The organism is Sinosporangium siamense, assembly GCF_016863435.1.
In the GTDB taxonomy this organism is placed as follows: Bacteria; Actinomycetota; Actinomycetes; order Streptosporangiales; family Streptosporangiaceae; genus Sinosporangium; species Sinosporangium siamense.
On sequence record NZ_BOOW01000009.1, the window covers coordinates 25,117 to 46,796 of the forward strand.

A 21,680-nucleotide genomic window follows, 5' to 3' on the forward strand; every position below is an offset into this window, starting at 1 on the left:
TGGCAAAAGTTGCTCCAACCCCGAGAGGGAGGCCCCTTAGATGTCCGGTTCCGTCATTGTCGCCGGAGCTCGCACGCCCATCGGCCGACTGCTCGGCTCGCTCTCCGGACTGTCCGCGGTCGAACTCGGTGGCATCGCCATCAAAGCCGCACTTGACCGCGCGGGTGTGTCCCCTGAGAGCGTGCAATACGTCATCATGGGCCAGGTCCTACAGGCCGGAGCGGGGCAGATCCCGTCCCGGCAGGCGGCGGTCAAGGCGGGCGTTCCCATGACCGTGCCGTCCCTGACGATCAACAAGGTGTGCCTGTCCGGCCTCGACGCCATCGCGCTGGCCGACCAGCTCATCCGCGCCGGCGAGTTCGACATCGTCGTGGCCGGCGGCATGGAGTCCATGAGCAACGCCCCCCACCTGCTCCCGGCCTTCCGCAAGGGCGTGAAATACGGCGGGGCCCAGGTAGTCGACGCCATGGCCTACGACGGGCTCACCGACGCCTTCGACCAGATCGCCATGGGCGAGTCCACCGAACACCACAATAAGCCGCTCGGCCTCACCCGGCAGGAGCAGGACGAGTTCGCGGCGCGTTCGCACCGCCTCGCAGCCGAGGCGATCAAGAACGGGGTCCTGGACGACGAGATCGTCCCGGTGCCGATCCCGCAGCGCAAGGGCGACCCCGTGCTCTTCGCGGCCGACGAGGGCGTGCGCCCCGACACCACGGTCGAGGCGCTGGCGGGGCTCCGCCCCGCCTTCACCAAGGACGGCACGATCACGGCCGGCTCGGCCTCCCAGATCTCCGACGGGGCGTGCGCCGTCGTCGTGATGTCCAAGACCAAGGCCGAGGAGCTCGGGCTCACCTGGCTCGCCGAGATCGGCGCCCACGGCAACGTGGCCGGGCCGGACAACTCCCTCCAGTCCCAGCCGGCCAACGCGATCAAGCACGCCCTGAGCAAGCAGGGCCTCGTCGTCGACGACCTCGACCTGCTGGAGATCAACGAGGCGTTCTCCGCCGTGGTGATCCAGTCGGCCAGGGAACTCGGCGTCTCCATCGACAAGGTGAACGTCAACGGCGGCGGCATCGCCGTCGGCCACCCCATTGGGGCCTCCGGCGCCCGCATCGTGCTCGCGCTCGCCCACGAGCTCAAGCGCAGGGGCGGCGGCCTCGGCGCCGCGGGGCTCTGCGGCGGGGGCGGGCAGGGCGACGCGCTGATCATCCGCGTTCCGTAGGCTCCGCCGTATGCTGAAAGAGAGGTCCGCGACCGGCCGGTCGCGGACCTCTCCGGCTTAAGGGCTCGCGACGTATTCGACGGTGACCTTGGTGAAGCCGAGGGATTTGAGCAGGCTCTCCAGCATGTTCTTGGTGTTGGCCTCGGCCCTGGCGCGCAGGTCGCCCGCGACGGCGGCCTCGCCGATCTTCCTCTCGGCCAGGGCGTAGAGCTCGCGCTGGTCGCCCGGCGAGCCGGACAGGAAGTCGCGCATCCGGTCGAACAGCCCACGCTCCTGGGCGAACACATAGGAGCGTTTGTTGTCGAGGTTGGGCTTCTCCAGCTGCGCGCGGGGCAGGCGGACCGTGACCGAGGTGCGGTCGCCCGAGACCTTCAGGGCGTCGCCGCCGAGGCCGGCGAAGTCGACGTAGGCGTCCACGGATCCGGCGGCCACGAACAACGTGCGCTCCCCTTTGATCGCGTCGGGGAGGAACGCCGCGTCCTTCTCCATGTCCACCACGACCTGGAAGTCGCCCGACGCCGCCTCGAACCGGCTCAGATCGTGGATCGACTGCAGGAGCGCGGGCCCGCTGCGGTCGATCACGTCCTCACCGAACGGGTTGAGCCACGACCACGCGAGCCACCCGCCACCCACCAGAAGAGCCACAAAGACGACGAATCCCACCAGGAGTCGCCAGCCCCACCCCAGGCGCCGGCGTGGTGGCCGGAGGTCGCCGGAGTGGTCGGCCGGTGTGGTCCGGGGGGAATCGGGGGAATTCTCCGACATCACGTTTCCTTACCTTCCCGCTGTGGACTCCTTCTCACGCGATCACGGTGTTCGTCCAGGTGCGCCCCGCCCCTGGAGCCCCGGTGGACCCGGCGGTGTGCCGAGGGGGCCGGCGGGCGCATGGCGCACCGGATAGGAGAGGGACGGCAGCGGCACGGCGGGCGGACTGCCGCCGGGCGTCGGATTGACCGGATAACTCTGCCGGGGCGTGCCGTGCCAGGGGTCGGCCTGCGCCATCTGGCCGCCCGCGAAATGCGCCCCGGTCAGCCGGCAGGTGGAGAAGTCCGCATAAAACAGCCGGAGCCAGTCACGCCGCTGGAAATCCGTCAGCCCGGAGAACCACGCCGCCGCGTTCTGATGCTCGAGCAGCGGCCCCGCGGGCAGCGGCTCGTTCTTCAACCAGGCCGTGACGATCTCCCGGTAGCCCCCCGCGGGGGACGCCGGGCAGGACTTGGCCAGGGTCTCGACGAACTCCGCGGTCGCCTCGTCGGCGAAGCCGGCCGCGAGGTCGTCCACGTGGATCTGCACCATCCCCGGCGAGAGGGTCGCCGGCCTGCCCCCGCGCGGGCGCTGCTCGACCCGCGTGAACGCCGCCGGGGTGCCCGCCAGCCGGGAGGCCACCTTGGTGAAGGCGGCGTTCAGATCGGTCAGCCCCGTGCGCATGCCGGGGTGCACGCAAACCGTGATCGGCCACCTCTGGCAGGCATAGGCGACGGGGCTCCCCGCGGACGGCCCGGGGGCGGAGGCCAGCCTGGCCATGCCCACCCCGGCGGCGATCACCGCGAGCCCGGCGGCGGTGAACGCCAGCGGCCGCCGCGTCACCACCGCCGCCCACCCGAGCAGCAGCACGGCGCTCACCCCGAGCAGCCACACCGTCTGGTCGGCGAAGGCGGTGCCGCCGAGCCCGCCGAAGACGTCGTACGGCTCGCGCGTGGCGGGCGCGAACCGGTCGGCCCACGACGAGCCGTCGGCCAGCCAGGTGAACAGCCCGTAGCAGCCCACCCCGGCGGCGATCGGGGTCGCGATCCACGGCAGGGCCCACCCCGCCACCCAGCCGATCGCGGCGTAGAGGGCGAGGCCCGCCATGCCCATCGCGAGGCCGCCGGGCAGCAGCCTGCCCGCCTGCTCGGTCAGCGCCGACTGCGCGGCGAGCACGGCGATCGTCGCCCCGAACGAGCCCGCGACCACCACCAGGATCGCGAGCGGCGCCTTCAGCGCCTGCCACGTGGTCGGCCGGCGTTTGCGGACCGCCCTGCGCCGGCGCACCGCGACCCAGGCGGCGAACGCCGTGGCGACCGGGCCGGTCAGCCGGAGCGAGCCGATCACCGCGGCCACGATGTTGTCCCAGGCGTTGACCCCGGGGATGAGGACGCTCCACGCCGTCGCCAGGCCAAGGACCAGCAGCACCGCGACGGTCGTCGCGGCGCTCTGCTTCAGCTCCTCGCGTGAAACGCCCCTGCGGTCACGCACGAGCGCGCGGGAGCCGGACGATCGGCTCCGCGGCGTCGGCGGTCTGCGCCTGGGTTTGGCGCGCCTGGGTTTGGCGCCACGGCGGCGCCACGTCCATATTCATCAAGTCTCCCCGTGCCCCCCTGCGTGAGCGGAGAGACCAGCCCGGCGCCGACCCCCGGCGCCATCCTCCCGGCGCGCTGATGCGCGCGGTCGGCCTGCTGCGCAGGCATGGCTGATCACAGCCTTGAGGCCACACGTGCCCGCCGCGTGCCTCTTGGGCCTCCGCCTCACCGTTCAATGCGAGAACCATAACTGAGCGTGATGTTTGACGTCCGGCTTCTTAGGTCAAGGAGGTGAACCGGTTACTCACCGTAGATGGGCGAACCAGGACGAGAGGCGCGCTAGCGTAGCGCTGTGCCGCAGCCTAAGTCGCTCAACCTGTCGTTCGACCCCATCGAGCGCGCCGCGCAAAACTGGCGCGTTCACTTCGGGCCGTCCTCGGCCATGGCCGCCGTCACATCGATCATGAGAGCGCAGCAGATCTTGCTCTCGCAACTGGACACGCTTCTCAAGCCCTACGACTTGACCTTCGCTAGGTATGAGGCGCTCGTCTTGCTGACCTTCAGCAAGAGCGGGTCACTGCCGCTCTCCAAGATCGGTGAACGGCTCATGGTCCACCCGACCAGTGTCACGAACACGGTCGACCGCCTCGAACGCGCCGGGCTTGTCCGCCGGATGCGCAACCCGCGCGACGGGCGCGGCGTGCTGGCGGAGATCACCGACCGGGGCCGGGAGATCGTGCGGGTGGCGACCGCGGATCTGATGGGGGCCGAGTTCGGCCTCGGGATGTACGGCGAAGCCCAGTTGCAGGAGATGTTCGACATGCTGCGCACCATCCGGATCGCGGCGGGGGACTTCCCCGGGGAGGCCGGCGACCCGGCGGGCGCAGGGGCCGGCGGCCGGGCGGGGGAGCCCGGGGTCTGAATCGGCGGGACTCGGGGGCGGGGTTCTTCCAGGGGAGGGCCGGTGCCCGAAATGTCGGGCACCGGCGTGTGATGTGGTCGCGGGTTAGCGCACGGCCCGCAGGGCGTCGACGATGCCGGCGCCGTAGAAGCCGTTGGTCTTGCCGCCCTCGCAGGTGTGCGTGGTGGTGACGGTGGTGCCGTTCGGCAGGTGGCGGGTGTAGGTATAGGCCGGCGGGCTCGGGCAGCGCACCGGGGTGGCGGTCTTGTTGAGGATCTTCTGCACCAGCGCGGGCCGCAGGGTCAGGCCCGGCCGGCGCGAATCCCGCCTGCCGTACTCACTGACGATGAGGGCGGCGACCCCCGCCACCCGGGGCGAGGCCATCGAGGTGCCCTGGAGGTATTGGTAGTAGGCGCACTCCGTGCCCTTGCAGTCGCGCACGACGCTGTTCACGTTGGGGGTGCCGTCCGGGTTCAGCAGGCCCTCGGACTCAAGCACCGCCTTCGGATAGGCCGACAGCGTCGCCTTGGTGATGTCGCGCCGGTTCTCGGGGGTGTCGTAGACGTCGCCCCCCGGTCCCGCGATGTCGGTGTAACCGTTGCCGTGGCTGGAGTAATAGGACTTGCGCTTGCTGATTCCGGTCGAGGCCACGCTGATGACGTTCTGGCCTTCGGAGGGCAGCGACAGGCAGCTCGGGGGAATGATCCGGCTGTAGGGCGCCTCGCCGGGCTCGCTGACGAAGTTGGGACTGCTGGTGTCGGTGTTCTCCTTGGTGTAGTCCATGCCCTCGTTGCCCGCCGCCGCGACCAGGGTCACGTTGCGGCGGTGGGCGTAGGCCAGGGCGCGCTGGGTCGCCGTGATGACCGTGTGCTGCTCAAGGCGGTTCGCCGCGGAGTCGGCGGGGTTGTCGGCGCAGTTGAAGAGCCACGGGTCGATGTAGTAGCTCATGTTGACGACGTCCACGCCGATGTCGGCGGCGTATGTGATCGCTTCCACGCTGGGATACAGGAAGAAGAAACCGGAGTCCTGGCCCGCCCGCAGGTTGACCAGCGACACCTTGGGAGCCACGCCGGCGATGCCGAGGCCGTTGACCGGTGAGGCGATCGACGAGGCGACGTGGGTGCCGTGGCCGCGCTCGTCGACGTCGTTCGGGTCGTCGCACGACCGGTCGGGCTCGGCCTCGCAGGGGCCGTCGACCTCCTGGCCGTTCGCGTCGACCGGGATGTCGACCGTGAAGTTACGGCTGAGCGCACGGTTGAAGTTGGGCGCGATGTCGGGGTGGGAGCCGTCGACGCCGGTGTCGATCACACCGACGAGCACCTCCTTCCTGCCCTGCTGATACTTGTGGGCGCCGTCCGCCGTGGCCTTGATCTGCTTCATGTCCCACTGCAGCTCGGACAGGGGTTCCGCCCGCGGCCTGGGCGCGGCGGCGACCCCGGCGCTCGGCCCGGCCTCGCGGCCCTCCTGCTCGACGGCCTGCTTGTCGGCGATCGCCCGCGCCACGCCCTTGGCCCGGATGCCGTCGGGCGAGGTGCCGATGCTGCGGTTGCGCGCGACTCCCTCGACGGCCGGGTCGCTCTGGAGCGAGGCGGCGAAGTCGCCGTCGGCGCTGGTCGCGAGCGCGAGCCCGATGGCGGTGTTCTCCTTGACGACGGTGCCGCCCGCGGCCTTCACCGCCTGGCCGCCTTGTGCCCCGGTGACGCCTTCCTTGTAGAGGACCACGTATTCGCCCTCGACCGCGTTCGGCGCGGACACGGGCCGCGCCTGTGCGGGCGCTACCAGAGCGGTCGCCGCTAATGCGGCGACCGTAGTGATCATGATGGCACGCTTCACGCTTGCCTCCGTATGCCTGAGAAGCTTTCGCGATAATTTGACTGATCATCGGAGGGCATGTCAGCGCTTCGCGGATATTTGCGGCCAATGTGTGACATGGAGGCGTGCTGGGAGCGCGTGTATCCATATTTTTACGGCATCTGCCATAAGTTGGTGTTGCTCGGGCAGTCCGCGATGGAGTCCTATTGTGTGAGGTATCGGGGCAGTCCAGGGGGAATCGATGGACAGCAGCGAGATCGAATCCGGCAGAACGCGCTGGCAGGCCCGATTCGACGCGATGCCGAAGCGTGACGCCGACTTCACCACACTGTCGGGCCGCGAGGTCGATCCGGTGTACGGCCCGCCCGAAGGGGCCGCCGACCCGCGTTTCGACCGCATCGGCTGGCCGGGCGAGTTCCCCTACACCCGCGGGTTGTACACCACGGGCTACCGGGGGCGGGCCTGGACGATTCGCCAGTTCGCCGGATTCGGCGGAGCGAGGCAGACCAACGAGCGCTACAAGATGATCCTCGGCGCCGGCGGCGGCGGGCTCTCGGTGGCCTTTGACATGCCCACACTCATGGGCAGGGACTCCGACGACCCCCTGTCGCGCGGCGAGGTCGGCCACTGCGGGGTCGCCGTCGACTCGGCCGAGGACATGGACACGCTCTTCAACGGCATCCCGCTGGGCGAGGTCACGACCTCGATGACGATCAGCGGCCCCGCCGTGCCGATCTTCTGCATGTATCTCGTGGCGGCGGAACGCCAGGGAGTGGACATCGGCCGGCTCGACGGGACGCTCCAGACGGACATCTTCAAGGAGTACATCGCGCAGAAGGAATGGCTGTTCGAGCCTGAGCCACATTTGCGGCTTATCGGGGATCTGATGGAGTTTTGTAAGGCAAAGATCCCCGCCTACAAGCCGCTTTCGGTCTCCGGCTACCACATCAGGGAAGCGGGGGCAACAGCCGCACAAGAACTCGCCTACACCCTGGCCGACGGGTTTGGATATGTCGAACTCGGACTCTCGCGCGGGCTTGACCTCGACATATTCGCGCCCGGGATTTCCTTCTTCTTCGATGCCCACATCGATTTTTTCGAGGAGATAGCCAAGTTCAGGGCCGCCCGCCGCATCTGGGCGCGGTGGATGAGAGACGTATACGGCGCACGCACCGTCAGGGCCCAGCGGCTGCGCTTCCACACCCAGACCGCGGGGGTGTCGCTGACCGCCCAGCAGCCCGGTAACAATGTGGTGCGCACCGCTCTTGAGGCCCTGTCCGCCGTGCTCGGCGGCACCAACTCGCTGCACACCGACGCCATGGACGAGGTCCTCGCGCTCCCGTCGGAGCAGGCCGCCGAGATCGCACTCCGCACCCAGCAGGTGATCCTGGAGGAGACGGGGGTCGCGCACGTGATCGATCCGCTGGGCGGCTCCTGGTATGTCGAGGCGCTCACCGACGCCGTCGAAGCCGATGCGGAAGCCGTCTTCCACCGCATCCTGGACATGGGTGGTGACGGCACCATGACCTCCGGCATCCTCCGCGGCATCCGGGAGGGATGGTTCGTCAGGGAGATCGCCGCGTCGGCCCACGACCACCAGTTGCGGCGGGAGCGAGGGGAGAAACCCCTGGTCGGCGTCGACCGCCACACCTCCACCGTCGGCGAACCCCTCCCCGTCATGCGCATCGGCCACGAGGTCGAGGACGAACAGTCGCTCGTGCTGGCCGCCCGCCGTACCGCACGTGACCCGGAAGCCGTTCGCGGCGCGCTGCGGCGCCTGGCCGGGACGGCGCGCACGGACGACAACATGATCCCGGCGATGCTCGCGGCGGCCAGGGCAGAGGTAACGCTTGGGGAGATTTGCGACACGCTTCGCCGGGAGTGGGGTGAATACCGCGAACCTGCGTGCTTCTGAGGGGGCCCGGCAGGGGGGTATCACGTCCCGGATACGGCAGGATGGAGACATGAGCCCAGCGGACTTCAAACGACCCGGATCGCTCTACGGGGCGGTGGACCTCGGAGCGCGCAAGCAGGCCCTGGAGGCGCAGGCCCGCCGCCAGGCCCAAGCCCAGGCGGCCCCTCCGGCCGGCGCGGCCGGGGGTGGCGCGGTGACCGTGATCGACGTTACCGACGACACCTTCCAGTCCGAGGTCGTTGAGCGTTCCATGCGCACGCCCGTCATCCTCGACCTGTGGGCGACGTGGTGCCAGCCGTGCAAGCAGCTCAGCCCGATCCTTGAGAAACTCGCCGCGGAGGCGGGCGGCAAGTGGGTGCTCGCCAAGGTCGACGTCGACGCCAGCCCCCAGGTCAGCGGTGCCCTGCGGGTGCAGAGCGTCCCGACCGTCATGGCGATCTTCCAGGGGCAGGTCGTCACCGGCTTCCAGGGTGCGCTGCCCGAGGCGCAGGTGCGGCAGTGGCTCGACCAGCTGATGGAGGCCCTCGCGCAATACCTGACCGGCGAGCCCGGCGGTGAGGAAGGCGAGCAGGTCCCCGCCGGCGAGGCCGAGCCGCCCGTCGACCCCGACATCCTCGCCGCAGAGAAGGCCATCGACGACGGCGATCTCGGCGCCGCCGAGGCCGCCTACCAGCGGCTGCTGGCGCGTTCCCCCGCCGACGAGGACGCCCGCATGGGTCTCGCGGCCGTGGGGCTCATCCGCCGCACCGAGAACCTCGACCCCGCCGACGTGGCCCGCCGCGCCGCCGACTCCGCCGACGCCGAGGCCCAGTGCCAGGCGGCCGACCTGGAGATGCTCTCCGGTGCCGTGGAGATCGCCTTCGACCGCCTGATCGGCGTCGTGCGCCGCAGCGCGGGCGAGGAACGCGACAAGGCCAGGGTGCACCTCCTCGGCCTCTTCGAGACGCTCCCCGCCGACGACCCCGCCGTGAGCAAGGCCCGCCGCGCCCTGGCCAGCGCCCTGTTTTAGCTCTGCCCTTCCAGCGCCCGCGGAGCGCGGATCGCCCCCTTTCCCGGAGCGCGGCCTCCATCCCCCTGAGACGGCGACCGGTCCGTTCCCCCTCCGGCCGTGTGCCCCCACGGCCGGCACCCGCTTGCCCGTTTCCGGCGCCGGTACGGCAAAAGCCCGCCGGCGCGGACTCCTCGATGTGTGCCCGCGCCCGGCCTCGCGGCCCGGTGGTGGAGGGTTTGGGCGAGGAGAGACAGGGGGTTCGTGGAGGGCCGGATATGAGTGGGTGATGTGGGGTGGGTCACAGGGAAGAAGGGGGTTGACCGGGTGCAGGAGGGGTTGGGGCCCCTGCTTGCGGAGGAAATCGGCTGGTTGCGGCGTTGTCACTCGATGGGTGGTGGCACGATGGAAGCATCCCGATGCAAAGTCAGGCGCGAAGGAGCGTTGACTGTGGCCACCGTCCCCAGTGTGTCTTATTCCATTACGGTGCGGCTTGAGGTCTCGGCTGGAGGCAAGGCCGTCAGCCAGCTCACGCACGCGGTAGAGAACGCCGGGGGCATCGTCACCGCGCTCGACGTGACGAACGCGGGTCACGAACGCCTGCGGATCGACGTGACGTGTGCCGCCAAGGACACCGATCACGCTCAAGCGATCGTCGATGCCCTCGAATCCGTCGAGGGCATTGTCATTCACAAGGTCTCCGACCGCACCTTCCTCATGCACCTCGGCGGCAAGATCGAGATGAAGTCCAAGGTGCCGCTGCGCACCCGTGACGAGTTGTCCATGGCCTACACCCCGGGTGTCGCCCGGGTCTCCATGGCGATCGCGCGCAACCCGGAGGACGCGCGGCGGCTGACGATCAAACGCAACAGCGTGGCGGTCGTGAGCGACGGCTCGGCGGTGCTCGGCCTCGGCAACATCGGCCCGGCGGCGGCGCTTCCGGTGATGGAGGGCAAGGCGGCGCTGTTCAAGCGGTTCGCCGGAATCGACGCCTGGCCCATCTGCCTCGACACCCAGGACGTCGACGAGATCGTGCGAACGGTCCAGGTGCTCGCCCCCGGCTTCGGCGGCATCAACCTGGAGGACATCTCGGCGCCGAGATGCTTCGAGGTCGAAAGACGGCTGCGCGAGCTGCTCGACATCCCGGTCTTCCACGACGACCAGCACGGCACGGCCATCTGCGTGCTGGCGGCGCTGACCAACGCGCTGCGCGTGGTCGGCAAGGACCTCTCGCAGGTGCGCATCACGATGGCGGGCGCCGGTGCGGCCGGCACCGCCGTACTCCGGCTGCTGATGGCCGCGGGAGCGCGCAACCTGATCGTGTGCGACTATCGCGGCGCCGTGCACAGCGGGCGCAGCGACCTCGACGACTCGCTGCGCTGGATCGCCGAGCACACCAACGCCGAGGGCTACAGCGGCGACCTGCGGGGTGCGGTGAAGGGCGCCGACGTCTTCGTGGGCGTGTCGGCTCCGGGCATCCTCTCCGGCGACGACATCGCGACGATGGCGGAGGGGGCGGTGGTCTTCGCCCTCGCCAACCCCGAGCCTGAGGTCTCGCCCGACGACGCGCGTGAGCACGCCTCGGTGGTGGCGACGGGCCGGTCCGACTATCCCAACCAGATCAACAACGTGCTGGCCTTCCCCGGCGTCTTCCGCGGTCTGCTCGACGCGCAGGCCAACCACGTGACCCAGGAGATGCTGCTCGCCGCGGCGCGTGCGCTGGCCGCCGTCGTGTCGGACGAGGAGCTCGGCCCGAACTACATCATCCCCAGCGTCTTCCACCCGGACGTGGCGGGTGCGGTGGCCGCCGCCGTCCGCGAGTCCGCGGGTGGCCGGGCCAGGGGCTTCACGGAGGCGTAGACCTCAGCGCTCTAGGCGGGCGGTGCCGTTCGATTGTGAACGGCGCCGCCCGCCTCTTTGTCATGACCGGTACGGACCAGATGGAGGCGATCCAGCTGACTGGTATTGACCACCTGGTGAGGTAAATGATCTGATGTGGGCGATCCGGTTGGTTTGGTGACTTTCAGCCGGTTATGCATATTTGGCACGTCTAGGAGTCCGTGTGGCCCCCACCCGTTTTTCAGCCACCGTCCTTGCCGCCACTCTCGTGGCGTCCCCGCTCTTCATTCTCCCAGCTCCCGCGCTCGCCGACCGTGATCGGCCGGAGGTGCGGATCAGCCCCGTCCCGCAGCAGCTCGACCGGAAAGGCGATGGATTCACGCTCCCGTCCGTCGTCGGTCTGGTCCGTACCACTCGCACCGATCCTCAGGCCGAGGCGCTGGTCCGCAAGGTCCTCCAGGACGCGGGCGTCAGGCGCGTCAAAACCACCGACGGCACCGATCCCCGCACCGGGGTGACCGTCTGGCTCGACGGCAACCAGGGAATCCTCGACCGGCTGCGCGTCAAGAACGCCGACGGACTCAAAGCCGAGGGCTACGTGCTGGCCGCCGGCGAGGTGGACGACGGCGATGACGACGACCGCCGGCACAACGACCATGACGACGACGATGACCGCAAGCACATCGTGCTCGACGGTGTGGACGCCCGGGGCACCTACTACGCGGCGTTGTCCTTCTCCCAGATCGTGGAGCGGGGACGCGGCGGGAAGGCCCGGGTGCCCGGGGTCGAGGTGCGCGACTGGCCGCTGATGCGCTATCGCGGTTCCATCGAGGGCTTCTACGGTGCGCCCTGGACACACCAGGAGCGTCTCGACCACCTTGACTATCTCGGCGCGCACAAGATGAACACCTACGAGTACGCGCCGAAGGACGATCCCTACCACCGGGACAAGTGGCGTGACCCCTACCCGCCGGACAAGCTCGCACAGCTCGGTGAGCTCGTCACGCGTGCCGCCAAGAGCCACGTCGACTTCACCTTCGCCCTGTCTCCCGGCCTGACGATGTGCTACTCGTCCGCCGACGACGTGGCCAAACTCGTGGCGAAGTTCGACTCGGTCTACGCACTCGGCGGCCGGGCGTTCACCGTCGCGCTCGACGACATCGACCACACCCGGTGGAACTGCGCCGGGGACCAGGAGAAATACGGTGCCCCCGGCGGTTATGCCGCGGGCAAGGCGCAAAGCGACGCGGTCAACGCGGTGCAGGCGTGGGCGAAGGCCAAGGGCGACGTGCAGCCGATCCAGGTCGTGCCCACGGAGTTCTCCGGCGTCGAGGATTCTCCGTACAAGAAGGGCATCAGAGAACAGCTCGATCCGCAGGTGGTTGTGCAGTGGACCGGGGTCAGCGTTGTCCCGGGCACCATCAAGAAGGGCGACGCCGCCAAGGCCAAGGAGCTCTACGGCCACGAGATCCTGATCTGGGACAACTATCCGGTCAACGACTACGCCGTCGGCAGGCTACTGCTCGGCGCCTACGACGGGCGTGAGCCCGGCCTGTCGGAGCACGTGGCCGGGGTCGTCTCGAACCCGATGAACCAGGCCTCCGGCAGCAAGGTCGCGCTCTACTCCTTCGCCGACTTCGGCTGGAACGACAAGGTCTTCGAACCGGAGGCGTCACGGCAGCGCGCCTTCCACGAACTGGCCGGCGGCAAGCAGGACGTCGTGCGCGCACTGACCGACTTCGCCGATCTCAACACCTACAACGGCACCCTCCACGCCGTTCAGGCGCCCCTGCTCGCTCCGCAGGTGGCGAAGTTCTGGGCCGACCGGCAGGCCGGCAGACCGGCGTCGCTGCGCGCGGTCGCCGAGCGGCTCGCCGCCGCTCCCGAGATCATCCGCCGGGGCGTGGCAGATGAGGCGTTCCTCTCCGAGGCGAAGGCGTGGCTGGACGCGGCCGAGTTGTGGGCGCGAGCCATGCTCAAGGCACACGACGCGCTCGACGCGGTGTCGGCAGGCGACGGCGCGGCCGGATTGGCGGTCCGCCGGGAGGTGCTTGATCTGGTCGCGAAGGCGAAAGCGGTCCGTGACCTGCGGTGGCCGCACTCGGTGTCCTTCCCGCTCGTCGGAGACGGCGTGGTCGACGTGTTCGTGACCGACGCGCTCAAGGATTTGCACCGCTGGCTCGGGGTGAACGTCGAGCGCCCGGCCGTCGCGACGACTTTCGGCACGACCGGTGGCAACACGATCGACCGCGCGATCGACGGCGACCCGGCGACATATTTCTGGAGCAACCGCAGCCCGAACGCCGGCGACACGGTCACCGTCGACCTGCGCGCCCCACGCCTGATCGGCGATGTCGCGGTGTTGATGAGCAAGGCGGACAGCCCGGAGGACTACATCAGGGGCGGCGTACTTGAGCACTCCGCCGACGGGTCGGCGTGGACCGAGTTCGGCACGGGGAACACCGCAGAAGTGCGTGTGACCGCGCCCGCCGGCACCCGTGCCCGCTATGTGCGTTACCGGGTGACGGAGGCGGCGGTGCCCTGGCTCGTGCTCAGGGAGTTCTCGGTCGCGACACTCGACGAGTCCGGGACGGCGCTTACGGTGACCGGTACGCCGGAGGGCACCGGCCTCCCGGCGGCGGTCGACGGGGACCTCGACACCTCGTGGGCGGCGTCGGCCGCGCCCGCCGAGGGCGACGCCCTTCAGGTCGCGTTCTCCACGCCGCGGATCGTCGACCGGGTCGCGGTCGTCGGCACCGGACGTGCCGACGTGCAGGTGCGGGCATCGGGCGAGTGGCGTTCGATCGGCGCCCTGGCCGGGCCGTACACCGAACTCGACATGGCGGACGCCTCGATCGACGCCGTGCGGCTGGTGTGGACGGCGGGTAGTGAGGCGCCCCGCATCGCCGAAGTGGTGCCGCATTATGGCGACGGGAAACCGGCCGGGGTGTCGGTCGAGCCGGCGGCGCTGGACACCGTCGCCGGGCGGGCGACGACCGTGAAGGCGAACGTGGTCACCAATCGTGCCGCCCCGGTCTCCGGCGCGGTGTCGGTCATCGCTCCGGAGGGCTGGACGGTGCCCGCCGCGCAGCAGGTCACGGTGCCGCGCGGCGGCGGGCTGGTGCTGCCGGTGGAGTTCACGGCGCCACGGGTCGGCAAGGGCACGGTGAAGGTGGTCTTCACGCCGGCGGGCGGGGACGAGGCTGTGTCGGCGGAGGTCGCGGTCTCGGTGCACAGGCCGGTCGCGCCGGGGAACATCGCGCTCAACCGCCCTGCCTCGGCCTCTAGCGTGGAAGAGGATCTGCCCCATCTGTCGGCGAAGTTCGCTTTCGACGGCGACAAGGGGGCCACTCGCTGGTCGTCGGTGAGGAGCGACGACCAGTGGATCCAGGTGGAGCTGGCCCAGGCCACGGACGTCGGCAAGGTCACGCTGCACTGGGAGTCGGCGTACGGCGCGGACTATCGGGTGGAGTTGTCCACCGATGGCGTGACATGGACGCCGGCAGCCGAGGTCGTGGACGGTGACGGCGGCACCGACGAGATCTATCTCGAGGCCAACTCCTCGCGCTTCGTGCGCGTGCAGGGAGTGCGCCGGGCCACGGGCTTCGGCTACTCGCTCTGGGAGATGGAGGTGCACGCGGCTTCCTGACGTGGGGTGATTCCCGAGATGTTGTGATCTACATGTGTGATCTGCATGTGTGATCTGACCGGGCGGAGGTACGGCATGAGCCGTGCCTCCGCCCGGAACCATGCCGGCCGGGAGCCGCGGTCTTACGAGGCCGCCTTGTATATAGGCGCTGTAGGTAGGTCCTGTCAGAGTTTCAGGTTCGGGTAGCGGCGCCTGCCGTAGCGGGAGCGGTCAACGCAAATGGGGGTGTCCGGCCGCGGCCTAGGCCAGATGACGCCGAACCACCAGATGACCCCTCCGGTGAGCACAAGCCCCCCGGCAGTGGCGATCTTGCCCATGAGGTCGGCGGGTGGCCCGGTGCGGGGGAGGGCGTGCGCCTTTCCTTGGCGGTTGTGCCGCTTGCCGGCGCAGCCCGAGGTGACCTTGTAGTTCGCGGTGCCCTGGCCCTCGATCTCGACGGCGATCTCCGCGCTCTTGCGCGAGCCGACGTTCACGTCCACCGTGCGCTTGGCGCTGGGGTTGAGCAGCCCGTCGTACATGAAGGCCCCGTCGCGGCGGACGGTGAAGCCGACCTGCCCCTCTCCCTCCCCGGCGGACATCACTACGCCGGCGTTGTTCCCGGGGCAGCGCACCTTGGTGACCGAGACGTCGACAAGCGGGGCCTTGTCGGAGGAGGCGGCAGGGGTGGACGCGGTCGGTACGAATGTGGACATGGAGGGCGCTGTGGACATGGAGGGCGTAGTCGCTGCCGCGGCTGCGGGAACGGCCAGGGCTGCGGCGGAGGGCAGGGTGAGCATGAGGGCAGGCATAAGGGCGGGCATAAGGACAGGCATTGCGAAGGCCAGTCGCGTTCGTGGCTGCATGGGTCCCCCAAAACTCTGATCAACATTACTTACAGTTCCCGATTCGCTACGGACAGTAACATCGATACGGCTTAAGGGGGTCGGGGCGAGATCTCCTCGCGGACCCATCATCATGGATGCATGGTGGAGGCGATCTACGTCGGTGGATTGCTGGTGGCGACGCCCCGGCTCGACGATCCCAACTTTCGGCGTAGCGTCGTGCTGATTTTGGAGCACGATCGAAGCGGCGGCACCCTCGGCGTGGTGCTCAACCGGCCCAGCGAGATCTCGGTCATGCAGGTCCTGCCGGTCTGGGACGACCTCGTGACCGGACCGGCCGTGCTGTTTCAGGGCGGACCGGTGCAAACCGACAGCGCACTCGCGCTCGCCGCGGTGCCGAGCGGCGGCGAGCCGCTGGGGTGGCGTCGCCTGCACGCCGGCGCCCCCGCGGTCTCCCGGTTGGGAACGGTCGATCTCGACGCGCCGCCCGAGATCCTGGCCGGTGAGATCGCGCAGATGCGCATCTTCGCCGGCTACGCGGGGTGGACGTCGGGGCAGCTTGAGGGGGAGATCCGGGAGGGGGCGTGGTATGTGGTGGAGGCCGATCCGGCCGACACGTTCCACGACAACCCGGGGTCGTTGTGGCGTTCGGTCCTCCGCCGGCAACCCGGCGAACTCGCCTTCGTCGCCACCTGTCCGGACGATCCGACGCTCAACTAGCCGGCTGTGCCGTACCCGCCGTCAGAGGGGTGTGCCGAGGTCGTCCCAGCCGGGGCGCAGGGACCGCTCCAGGAAGTCGAGTACGGCCTCGGCGGTGGTGACCAGGTCTTTGCTGTTCTGGAGTTTGCCGGGATGGCATTCGAAGCCGATGCGGACGGTCGTGGTGAGCAGGCCGACGATCAGCATGGGGCGGAAGTCGTGTTCTGGGTCGACTCCCACGCGGCGGGCGATCTCCGCGGCCATGCGGCGTTCCGAGTCGTGGGTCCGAGCGGTGGCCCTGCCGATAAGCGTGGGATTGGCGTCAAGTAGGGTGCGTGTGCGCATAAAGCGCTGTATTTCCTCTGGGGTGGAGTCCTCGACCGCCTGCAGCATGCACCGATACGCGCTCCTGAGTGCGGAGAAGGGCGATTCGTCTGCGGGTTGCGCGGCCAGGGCCGCGAGGATCGCCTGCTCGCTCGCGAAGACGTAGTGCAGGGCCAGGTCTTCCTTGGTGGGGAAGTAGCGGAACAGCGTTCGCGGTGACACGTCCACGGCGGCGGCGATCTGGTCGACCGTGGTGGCCTCATATCCCTGCGACAGGAACAGGTCGAGCCCCGCGTCGACCAAGGCCAGGCGGGTTCGCTCCTTCTTGAGCTCACGGAGGCCGGGCTGATGCATCGCGGTCACCTCCAATGTGGATAATAGTCACATACTGCCACAAGTCAGAGTGTGACTTATTTAATGCGTTGTGATGTGTCAGAGACTGACATAAGTTGCGTAGAGTCGTAGGCGAGACGCCCGCCCTGCCCTGGTTTCGGATGGTCGAAGGGGGGCCTCGTAAAGATCCACATGTGTAACAAGGGGGACCCCCGATGGCCCATGCGAAAACCGTGGCTGCGCCACCTCCTGAGTCGGACACCGGCGGCAAGAGCCGAAGTCCCTGGCTGACCCTGCTGGCGGTGGCGCTCGGCGTGATCATGGTGATGCTGGACGGCACGGTCGTCGGCATCGCCAGCCCCGTGATCGCCAAGGAACTGGGCGCCTCGCTCCAGGACCTCCAGTGGGTCACCAGCGGTTATCTCCTCGCGCTCGCGGTCTTCCTCATCACCGCCGGCAAGCTCGGCGACCTGTTCGGCCACAAGCGCACCTTCGTGGTGGGCATCGTCGGCTTCACCATCACTTCGCTGGCGATCGGCCTGTCCGACTCCATCGGCTGGCTGATCGCCTTCCGCGTCGCCCAGGGCCTGTTCGGCGCGCTGATCCAGCCCGCGGCGCTGGCGCTTCTGCGCTCCGCCTTCCCCCCTGAGAAGCTGAACATGGCGATCGGCATCTGGGGCTCGGCCATCGGTGTGTCCAGTGCGGCCGGTCCCGTCGTGGGTGGGCTGCTCGTGGAGAACGTGAGCTGGCAGTCGGTGTTCTTCATCAACGTGCCGGTGGGCATCATCGCCCTCGCGGTCGCCCTGTGGGTGATCAAGGAGAGCAGGGCCAAGTCGTTGTCGAGGATCGACTGGCTGGGCGTCGTCCTGCTGTCCGGTGCGATGTTCTGCCTCGTGTGGGCGATCATCAAGGCGCCGGAATACGGCTGGGGGGACACCAGGACGCTCGCCTTCCTCGGCGGGACGCTGGTGCTCGGCGCCGCTTTCGTGTTCTGGCAGACGAAGGCACAGCAGCCGCTGCTGCCCCTCGGGATCTTCCGCAACGTGTCGGTCTCCGTCGGCACCGTGCTCATGGTGCTCATGGCGTTCGCGATGTTCGGTGCCATGTTCTTCCTGACCTTCTACTTCCAGGGAGTGCACGGCCTGTCCCCGCTGGACGCGGGCCTGCGGATGTTGCCGATGAGCGCCGGCATGATCGTCGCCTCGCCGCTCGCCGGGTTCGCCATCGGCAAGCTCGGGCCGCGCATCACCATCTCGGCGGGCATGCTCATCACCGCGACTTCGATGTTCCTGCTCTCGCGGTTGTCCATGGAGGGCGGCTACTGGGAGACGGCTCTGCCGTTCGCGCTGCTGGCCTTCGGCCTCTCGCCCGTCATGGTCGGCGCGACCGAGATCATCGTCGGCAACGCGCCCAGGGACCTTAGCGGTGTGGCCTCCGGCATGCAGCAGTCGGCGATGCAGGTCGGCGGCACGCTGGGGACCGCGATCCTCGGCGCCATGGTCGCGGCCAAGGTGGGCGAGTCGCTGCCGGGGCACTACGGCGACGCCGGGTTGCCCGCGCTGACTCCGCAGCAGGTGGACCTCATGGAGAGCATGGTCTCGACCGGCATGGTGCCGCCGTCGCCGCCCGGCACCCCGCAGAACATTGTCGACGCGATCGCGAACGCCTCGCACCTGTCCTTCATGGACGGTCTTGAGTTCGCCTTCACGGTCAGCACCGGTGTGGCGATCGTGGCCGCGCTGCTTGCCCTGTTCGTTAAGGCGGGTCGTAAGGACGACGGTCCCACCGTGCACATGGGCTGATATGTCGTGATCGGTGGCCCCCGTTCTTCACGTGAAGAGCGGGGGCTTCGCCGTACTCCTCACCGCCGGGATGATGGCTGAGGCTGACCTGGGGGCATGTGCCGGATTTCGGGTCGAGAGGCTTCGCGGCGGGTTGTTATAGGGGGTCGCACTTGGGTGGTTGTGCGAGGTGGCCGCTCTGACGGGGAGAGGCGTCCGGCCCGACCCCGGGGCGGAATAGACTCGTCAGAGTGAGCACGAAGATCCTTCCCGAGAGCGAAGTCACGCCGAAACTGTCGCACGGCGACGGTGACCACGAGCGATTCTCGCACTATGCGGACCGCAACAAGATCACCGAGAGCATGGTCACCGGGGTTCCGATCCGCGCGTTGTGCGGCAAAGTGTGGGTGCCCAGCCGTGACCCCAAGAAATACCCGGTGTGTCCGGAGTGCAAGGAGATCTATGAGGGTCTCCCGAAGGGTGAGCCCGACGGCGACAAGTAGGCGGGCACCGGAGCCGGGCCGCGGGCGCTGATCCGCGGTCGGGCGGAAAAACCCGGTGTTGGTCGCGGATGATCGCCTCAAGTGCGACTACGGTCGGCAATGCCGCGTGTGCATGGCGTGTGCGCAGGTCATCGTGCGCGTGGTCTTGAGCACAGCCTTGAGCTTGAGCACATTCGCTGACCACCTGCCTGTCATCGGGGGATTCCATGACCCGGCGTGCCATCGCCGTCGCCTCGGCCTGCCTGCTTGCGTTCGGTCCGCCCGGCGTGCGACCCGAGCGGGCGCACGCCCACGCCGGCGTCTGCCCCTCACCGGATCAACAGCTCGAAGTCCGTCACAAACCAGGTGCTCACCGCCGTCCGGGGCCGCGCGGGCGCGAGCCGCACGCGCCCAGCGCCCGCCAGGTCGCGCGCATGCTGGCCGATCTCGAAAGGCGCCTGTCGGCGCTGCGCACGCCCGTCCCCGCCGTCATCACCGTGCCGGTGTGGGTGCACGTCCTGTCCGACGGGGCCAAACGCGCCAGCGATCTCGCGGTCCGGCGCCAGATCGAGACGCTCAACGAGGCCTACAGCGGGAAATTCGGCGGCGTCGACACCGGGGTGCGGTTCCGGCTCGTCGGGGTCACCGTCACCGTCAACGCCGAGTGGTTCCGCGATCCGCTGGTCCATGAGGTGCAGATGAAGCGGGGGCTGCGCAAGGGCGGGGTGAGCATGCTCAACCTCTACCTCGCTCAGCTCAGTGAGCTGGTGCTCGGCTATTCGACCTATCCCTACTGGTTCGCCGGCAATCCGCGGGCCGACGGGGTCGTGATCGACTGGCGCAGCCTGCCGGACGGCGCGCTGCGGGACTTCAACCGGGGTTACACCGGTGTGCACGAGATCGGCCACTGGCTGGGACTGCTCCACACCTTCGAGAACGGGTGCGAGGCCCCCGGTGACGCCGTGGACGACACCCCCGCGCAGGCCCGCGCCACCCAGGGGTGCCCCGAGTCGGCGGATTCGTGTCCGGGGGGCGGACCCGATCCGATCCACAACTATATGGACTATTCGGTCGATGCCTGCATGCGGGAGTTCACCGCAGGGCAGGGGCAGCGGATGCGGCAGATGTGGGCCGCCTACAGGACAGAAAAACGGGACATTACCCTTAATGGGTGACAGCCCCAAACCCCCTTGACGGTCCATACGTTTCCCCCCGAATCTTCAGCCCTCAATACCGCACCGCCAGCCTCGGCATCGTCCTGGTCGTCACGCTGATCGCCTTCGAGGGCATGTCCATGGGGGCGGTCATGCCGGCTGTCTCCGCCGAGCTCGACGCGCTCGATCTGTATGGGTGGAGTTTCTCCGCTTTCCTCATGTCCTGCCTGTTCTCCAACGTGGTGGCCGGCATGTGGTCCGACCGCCGGGGCCACGCCGTCCCCTTCCTGCTCGGGGTGGCGCTGTTCATCGTCGGCATGCTCCTCGCGGGGGTCGCCCAGGACAAGGGTGTGTTCATCCTGGCCCGTGCCGTACAGGGGCTTGGGGCCGGGGCCGTCATGGTCGCGATCTACGTGATGATCGCGCGGGTCTACTCGCCCGAGGCCAGGCCCAAGATCTTCGCCGCGTTGTCCGGGGCGTGGGTGGTGCCCGCGCTGGTCGGGCCGAGCGTGGCCGCGCTGATCGCCGACAACGCGGGGTGGCGGTGGGTGTTCTTCGGCATCGTGCCGCTGGTGGTCCCAGCGATGATCATGTTGCTGCCCGCCCTCAGGCCCGGCCCCGAGCAGTCGCCCGAGGTTCCCGCCGCGGAGCGGCCCGAGCGGGCGGCAGGTCTACGTACCCGTCCACTCCTGATGACCGCCGCGGCCACGGCCGCCGCGATCGGCGCCGGTCTGCTGCTGTACGGCGTGGACACGGTGAGGCAGGCCCTCGCCTTCGGCGGACTGGCCGTCCTCGGGGGTCTGGCGCTGCTCGCCTTCGGGTTGCCGATGTTGCTTCCGCGGCGGGCGCTGCGCTTCGGCAGGGGGCTGCCGACCACGGTCATGATGCGCGGAGTGCTCTGCGCCGCCTTCTTCGGGGTGAACTCCTTCATTCCGCTGGCGCTCAACAAGGTGCACGGGTTTTCCCTGACTCAAGCCGGCGTCGCCCTGACCACGGGGGCGATCGGCTGGTCGCTCGGTTCGTTCCTGCAGACCAGGCGCAACGCCGACCGTGTACGGCTGGTGCGGTGGGGATGCGTCGCCGTCACGTCGGGCATCGCGGTGGCCGTGCTCGCCATGGTGCCGGGGATGACCGGATGGGTGGTGCTGCCGGCCTGGCTGCTCGCCGGCTTCGGCATGGGACTCGCCGTCAGCAGCGTTAATGTCACGACGATGCGGCAGTCGGCCGAGGGCGAGCAGGGGGCGAACTCCGCGGCGCTCCAGGTGACCGACACCCTGGGGTCGTCGCTCACCATCGGTCTCGGCGGCGCGCTGATCAACGTGGCGGGACACGGCTCGGCGCAGATCGCTACGGGGTTCGTGGTGATCGCTGTGCTGATGACGGTGGTCGGGGCGTTCGGCATCCTGGTGTCGGGACGGATGCGTGAAAACTCATTCGCCACATAGTTCACATTGGTCACTAATATCCTGATCGAGGCGTCA

The 21,680-nt window shown here is 68.9% G+C and carries 16 protein-coding genes; 11 read left to right on the top strand and 5 right to left on the bottom strand.

All coding sequences use genetic code 11. The features are described 5' to 3' along the window. Positions 1-40: 40 nt before the first annotated feature. Positions 41-1,222 carry an acetyl-CoA C-acetyltransferase gene (locus tag Ssi02_RS07470; RefSeq protein WP_204022592.1) on the top strand — a complete coding sequence of 394 codons (1,182 nt, stop codon included), beginning with the start codon at positions 41-43 and terminating at the stop codon, positions 1,220-1,222. Between the two features lie 57 nt (positions 1,223-1,279). On the opposite strand, the gene Ssi02_RS07475 is transcribed toward Ssi02_RS07470, so the two are convergent. Next, positions 1,280-1,987, bottom strand: coding sequence for a DUF4230 domain-containing protein (locus Ssi02_RS07475; protein ID WP_204022593.1), 708 nt, complete (start codon positions 1,985-1,987; stop codon positions 1,280-1,282). A gap of 42 nt (positions 1,988-2,029) precedes the next feature. Further along, positions 2,030-3,457 carry a hypothetical protein gene (locus Ssi02_RS07480; RefSeq protein WP_204022594.1) on the bottom strand — a complete coding sequence of 476 codons (1,428 nt, stop codon included), beginning with the start codon at positions 3,455-3,457 and terminating at the stop codon, positions 2,030-2,032. 396 nt (positions 3,458-3,853) lie between these two features. On the opposite strand from Ssi02_RS07480, the gene Ssi02_RS07485 reads away from it, so the two are divergent. Further along, entirely contained in the window at positions 3,854-4,423 is a 570-nt protein-coding gene (locus Ssi02_RS07485) for a MarR family winged helix-turn-helix transcriptional regulator (RefSeq protein ID WP_204022596.1), read from the top strand. Between the two features lie 84 nt (positions 4,424-4,507). On the opposite strand, the gene Ssi02_RS07490 is transcribed toward Ssi02_RS07485, so the two are convergent. Beyond that, positions 4,508-6,235, bottom strand: coding sequence for a S8 family peptidase (locus Ssi02_RS07490; RefSeq protein WP_239128673.1), 1,728 nt, complete (start codon positions 6,233-6,235; stop codon positions 4,508-4,510). A 220-nt stretch (positions 6,236-6,455) separates the two neighbouring features. On the opposite strand from Ssi02_RS07490, the gene icmA reads away from it, so the two are divergent. The 4 genes from icmA to Ssi02_RS07510 all read left to right on the top strand — a co-directional run bounded on the left by icmA (position 6,456) and on the right by Ssi02_RS07510 (position 14,605). After that, positions 6,456-8,129, top strand: coding sequence for a coenzyme B12-dependent isobutyryl-CoA mutase large subunit (gene icmA / locus Ssi02_RS07495; RefSeq protein ID WP_204022597.1), 1,674 nt, complete (start codon positions 6,456-6,458; stop codon positions 8,127-8,129). 49 nt (positions 8,130-8,178) lie between these two features. Beyond that, positions 8,179-9,138, top strand: coding sequence for a tetratricopeptide repeat protein (locus tag Ssi02_RS07500; protein ID WP_204022598.1), 960 nt, complete (start codon positions 8,179-8,181; stop codon positions 9,136-9,138). Positions 9,139-9,567: 429 nt separating this feature from the next. Continuing rightward, positions 9,568-10,977 (top strand): NAD-dependent malic enzyme, encoded by a 1,410-nt coding sequence (locus Ssi02_RS07505; RefSeq protein ID WP_204022599.1) that lies wholly within the window; start codon positions 9,568-9,570, stop codon positions 10,975-10,977. Positions 10,978-11,179: 202 nt separating this feature from the next. Further along, positions 11,180-14,605, top strand: a complete 3,426-nt coding sequence (locus Ssi02_RS07510) for a glycoside hydrolase family 84 protein (RefSeq protein WP_204022601.1) — start codon at positions 11,180-11,182, stop codon at positions 14,603-14,605. Between the two features lie 164 nt (positions 14,606-14,769). Here the strand turns inward: Ssi02_RS07510 and Ssi02_RS07515 are convergent, their stop codons facing one another. Then, the gene (locus Ssi02_RS07515) at positions 14,770-15,297 is read right to left on the bottom strand and encodes a hypothetical protein (RefSeq protein ID WP_204022603.1); all 528 of its coding nucleotides are present in this window, start codon (positions 15,295-15,297) and stop codon (positions 14,770-14,772) included. 270 nt (positions 15,298-15,567) lie between these two features. Between Ssi02_RS07515 and Ssi02_RS07520 the strand changes: the two genes are divergently transcribed. Then, positions 15,568-16,146: a YqgE/AlgH family protein gene (locus Ssi02_RS07520; protein WP_204022604.1), complete on the top strand. Its 579-nt coding sequence runs from the start codon at positions 15,568-15,570 to the stop codon at positions 16,144-16,146. 21 nt (positions 16,147-16,167) lie between these two features. Here Ssi02_RS07520 and Ssi02_RS07525 read toward each other — a convergent pair whose 3' ends face one another. After that, positions 16,168-16,803, bottom strand: a complete 636-nt coding sequence (locus tag Ssi02_RS07525; RefSeq protein ID WP_204022605.1) for a TetR/AcrR family transcriptional regulator — start codon at positions 16,801-16,803, stop codon at positions 16,168-16,170. Positions 16,804-16,997: 194 nt separating this feature from the next. On the opposite strand from Ssi02_RS07525, the gene Ssi02_RS07530 reads away from it, so the two are divergent. The 4 genes from Ssi02_RS07530 (at position 16,998) to Ssi02_RS07545 (ending at position 21,644) form a co-directional block, all read left to right on the top strand. After that, positions 16,998-18,584, top strand: a complete 1,587-nt coding sequence (locus Ssi02_RS07530) for a DHA2 family efflux MFS transporter permease subunit (RefSeq protein WP_204022607.1) — start codon at positions 16,998-17,000, stop codon at positions 18,582-18,584. Positions 18,585-18,814: 230 nt separating this feature from the next. After that, on the top strand, positions 18,815-19,066 hold the full coding sequence (locus tag Ssi02_RS07535) for a DUF3039 domain-containing protein (protein WP_204022609.1): 252 nt from the start codon (positions 18,815-18,817) through the stop codon (positions 19,064-19,066). A gap of 206 nt (positions 19,067-19,272) precedes the next feature. Then, positions 19,273-20,220 (top strand): zinc metalloprotease, encoded by a 948-nt coding sequence (locus Ssi02_RS07540; RefSeq protein ID WP_204022611.1) that lies wholly within the window; start codon positions 19,273-19,275, stop codon positions 20,218-20,220. Further along, the gene (locus tag Ssi02_RS07545) at positions 20,217-21,644 is read left to right on the top strand and encodes an MFS transporter (RefSeq protein WP_204022613.1); all 1,428 of its coding nucleotides are present in this window, start codon (positions 20,217-20,219) and stop codon (positions 21,642-21,644) included. Before Ssi02_RS07540 ends, Ssi02_RS07545 begins: the two co-directional genes overlap by 4 nt. Positions 21,645-21,680: the final 36 nt, after the last annotated feature.

Bases quoted from the DNA above. Each gene is read 5' to 3' on its own strand.
- Ssi02_RS07470 (WP_204022592.1), top strand. From the start codon at position 41: ATGTCCGGTTCCGTCATTGTCGCCGGAGCTCGCACGCCCATCGGCCGA.
- Ssi02_RS07475 (WP_204022593.1), bottom strand. From the start codon at position 1,987: ATGTCGGAGAATTCCCCCGATTCCCCCCGGACCACACCGGCCGACCAC.
- icmA (WP_204022597.1), top strand. From the start codon at position 6,456: ATGGACAGCAGCGAGATCGAATCCGGCAGAACGCGCTGGCAGGCCCGA.
- Ssi02_RS07500 (WP_204022598.1), top strand. From the start codon at position 8,179: ATGAGCCCAGCGGACTTCAAACGACCCGGATCGCTCTACGGGGCGGTG.
- Ssi02_RS07515 (WP_204022603.1), bottom strand. From the start codon at position 15,297: ATGTCCACATTCGTACCGACCGCGTCCACCCCTGCCGCCTCCTCCGAC.
- Ssi02_RS07520 (WP_204022604.1), top strand. From the start codon at position 15,568: ATGGTGGAGGCGATCTACGTCGGTGGATTGCTGGTGGCGACGCCCCGG.
- Ssi02_RS07525 (WP_204022605.1), bottom strand. From the start codon at position 16,803: ATGCATCAGCCCGGCCTCCGTGAGCTCAAGAAGGAGCGAACCCGCCTG.
- Ssi02_RS07530 (WP_204022607.1), top strand. From the start codon at position 16,998: ATGGCCCATGCGAAAACCGTGGCTGCGCCACCTCCTGAGTCGGACACC.
- Ssi02_RS07540 (WP_204022611.1), top strand. From the start codon at position 19,273: ATGACCCGGCGTGCCATCGCCGTCGCCTCGGCCTGCCTGCTTGCGTTC.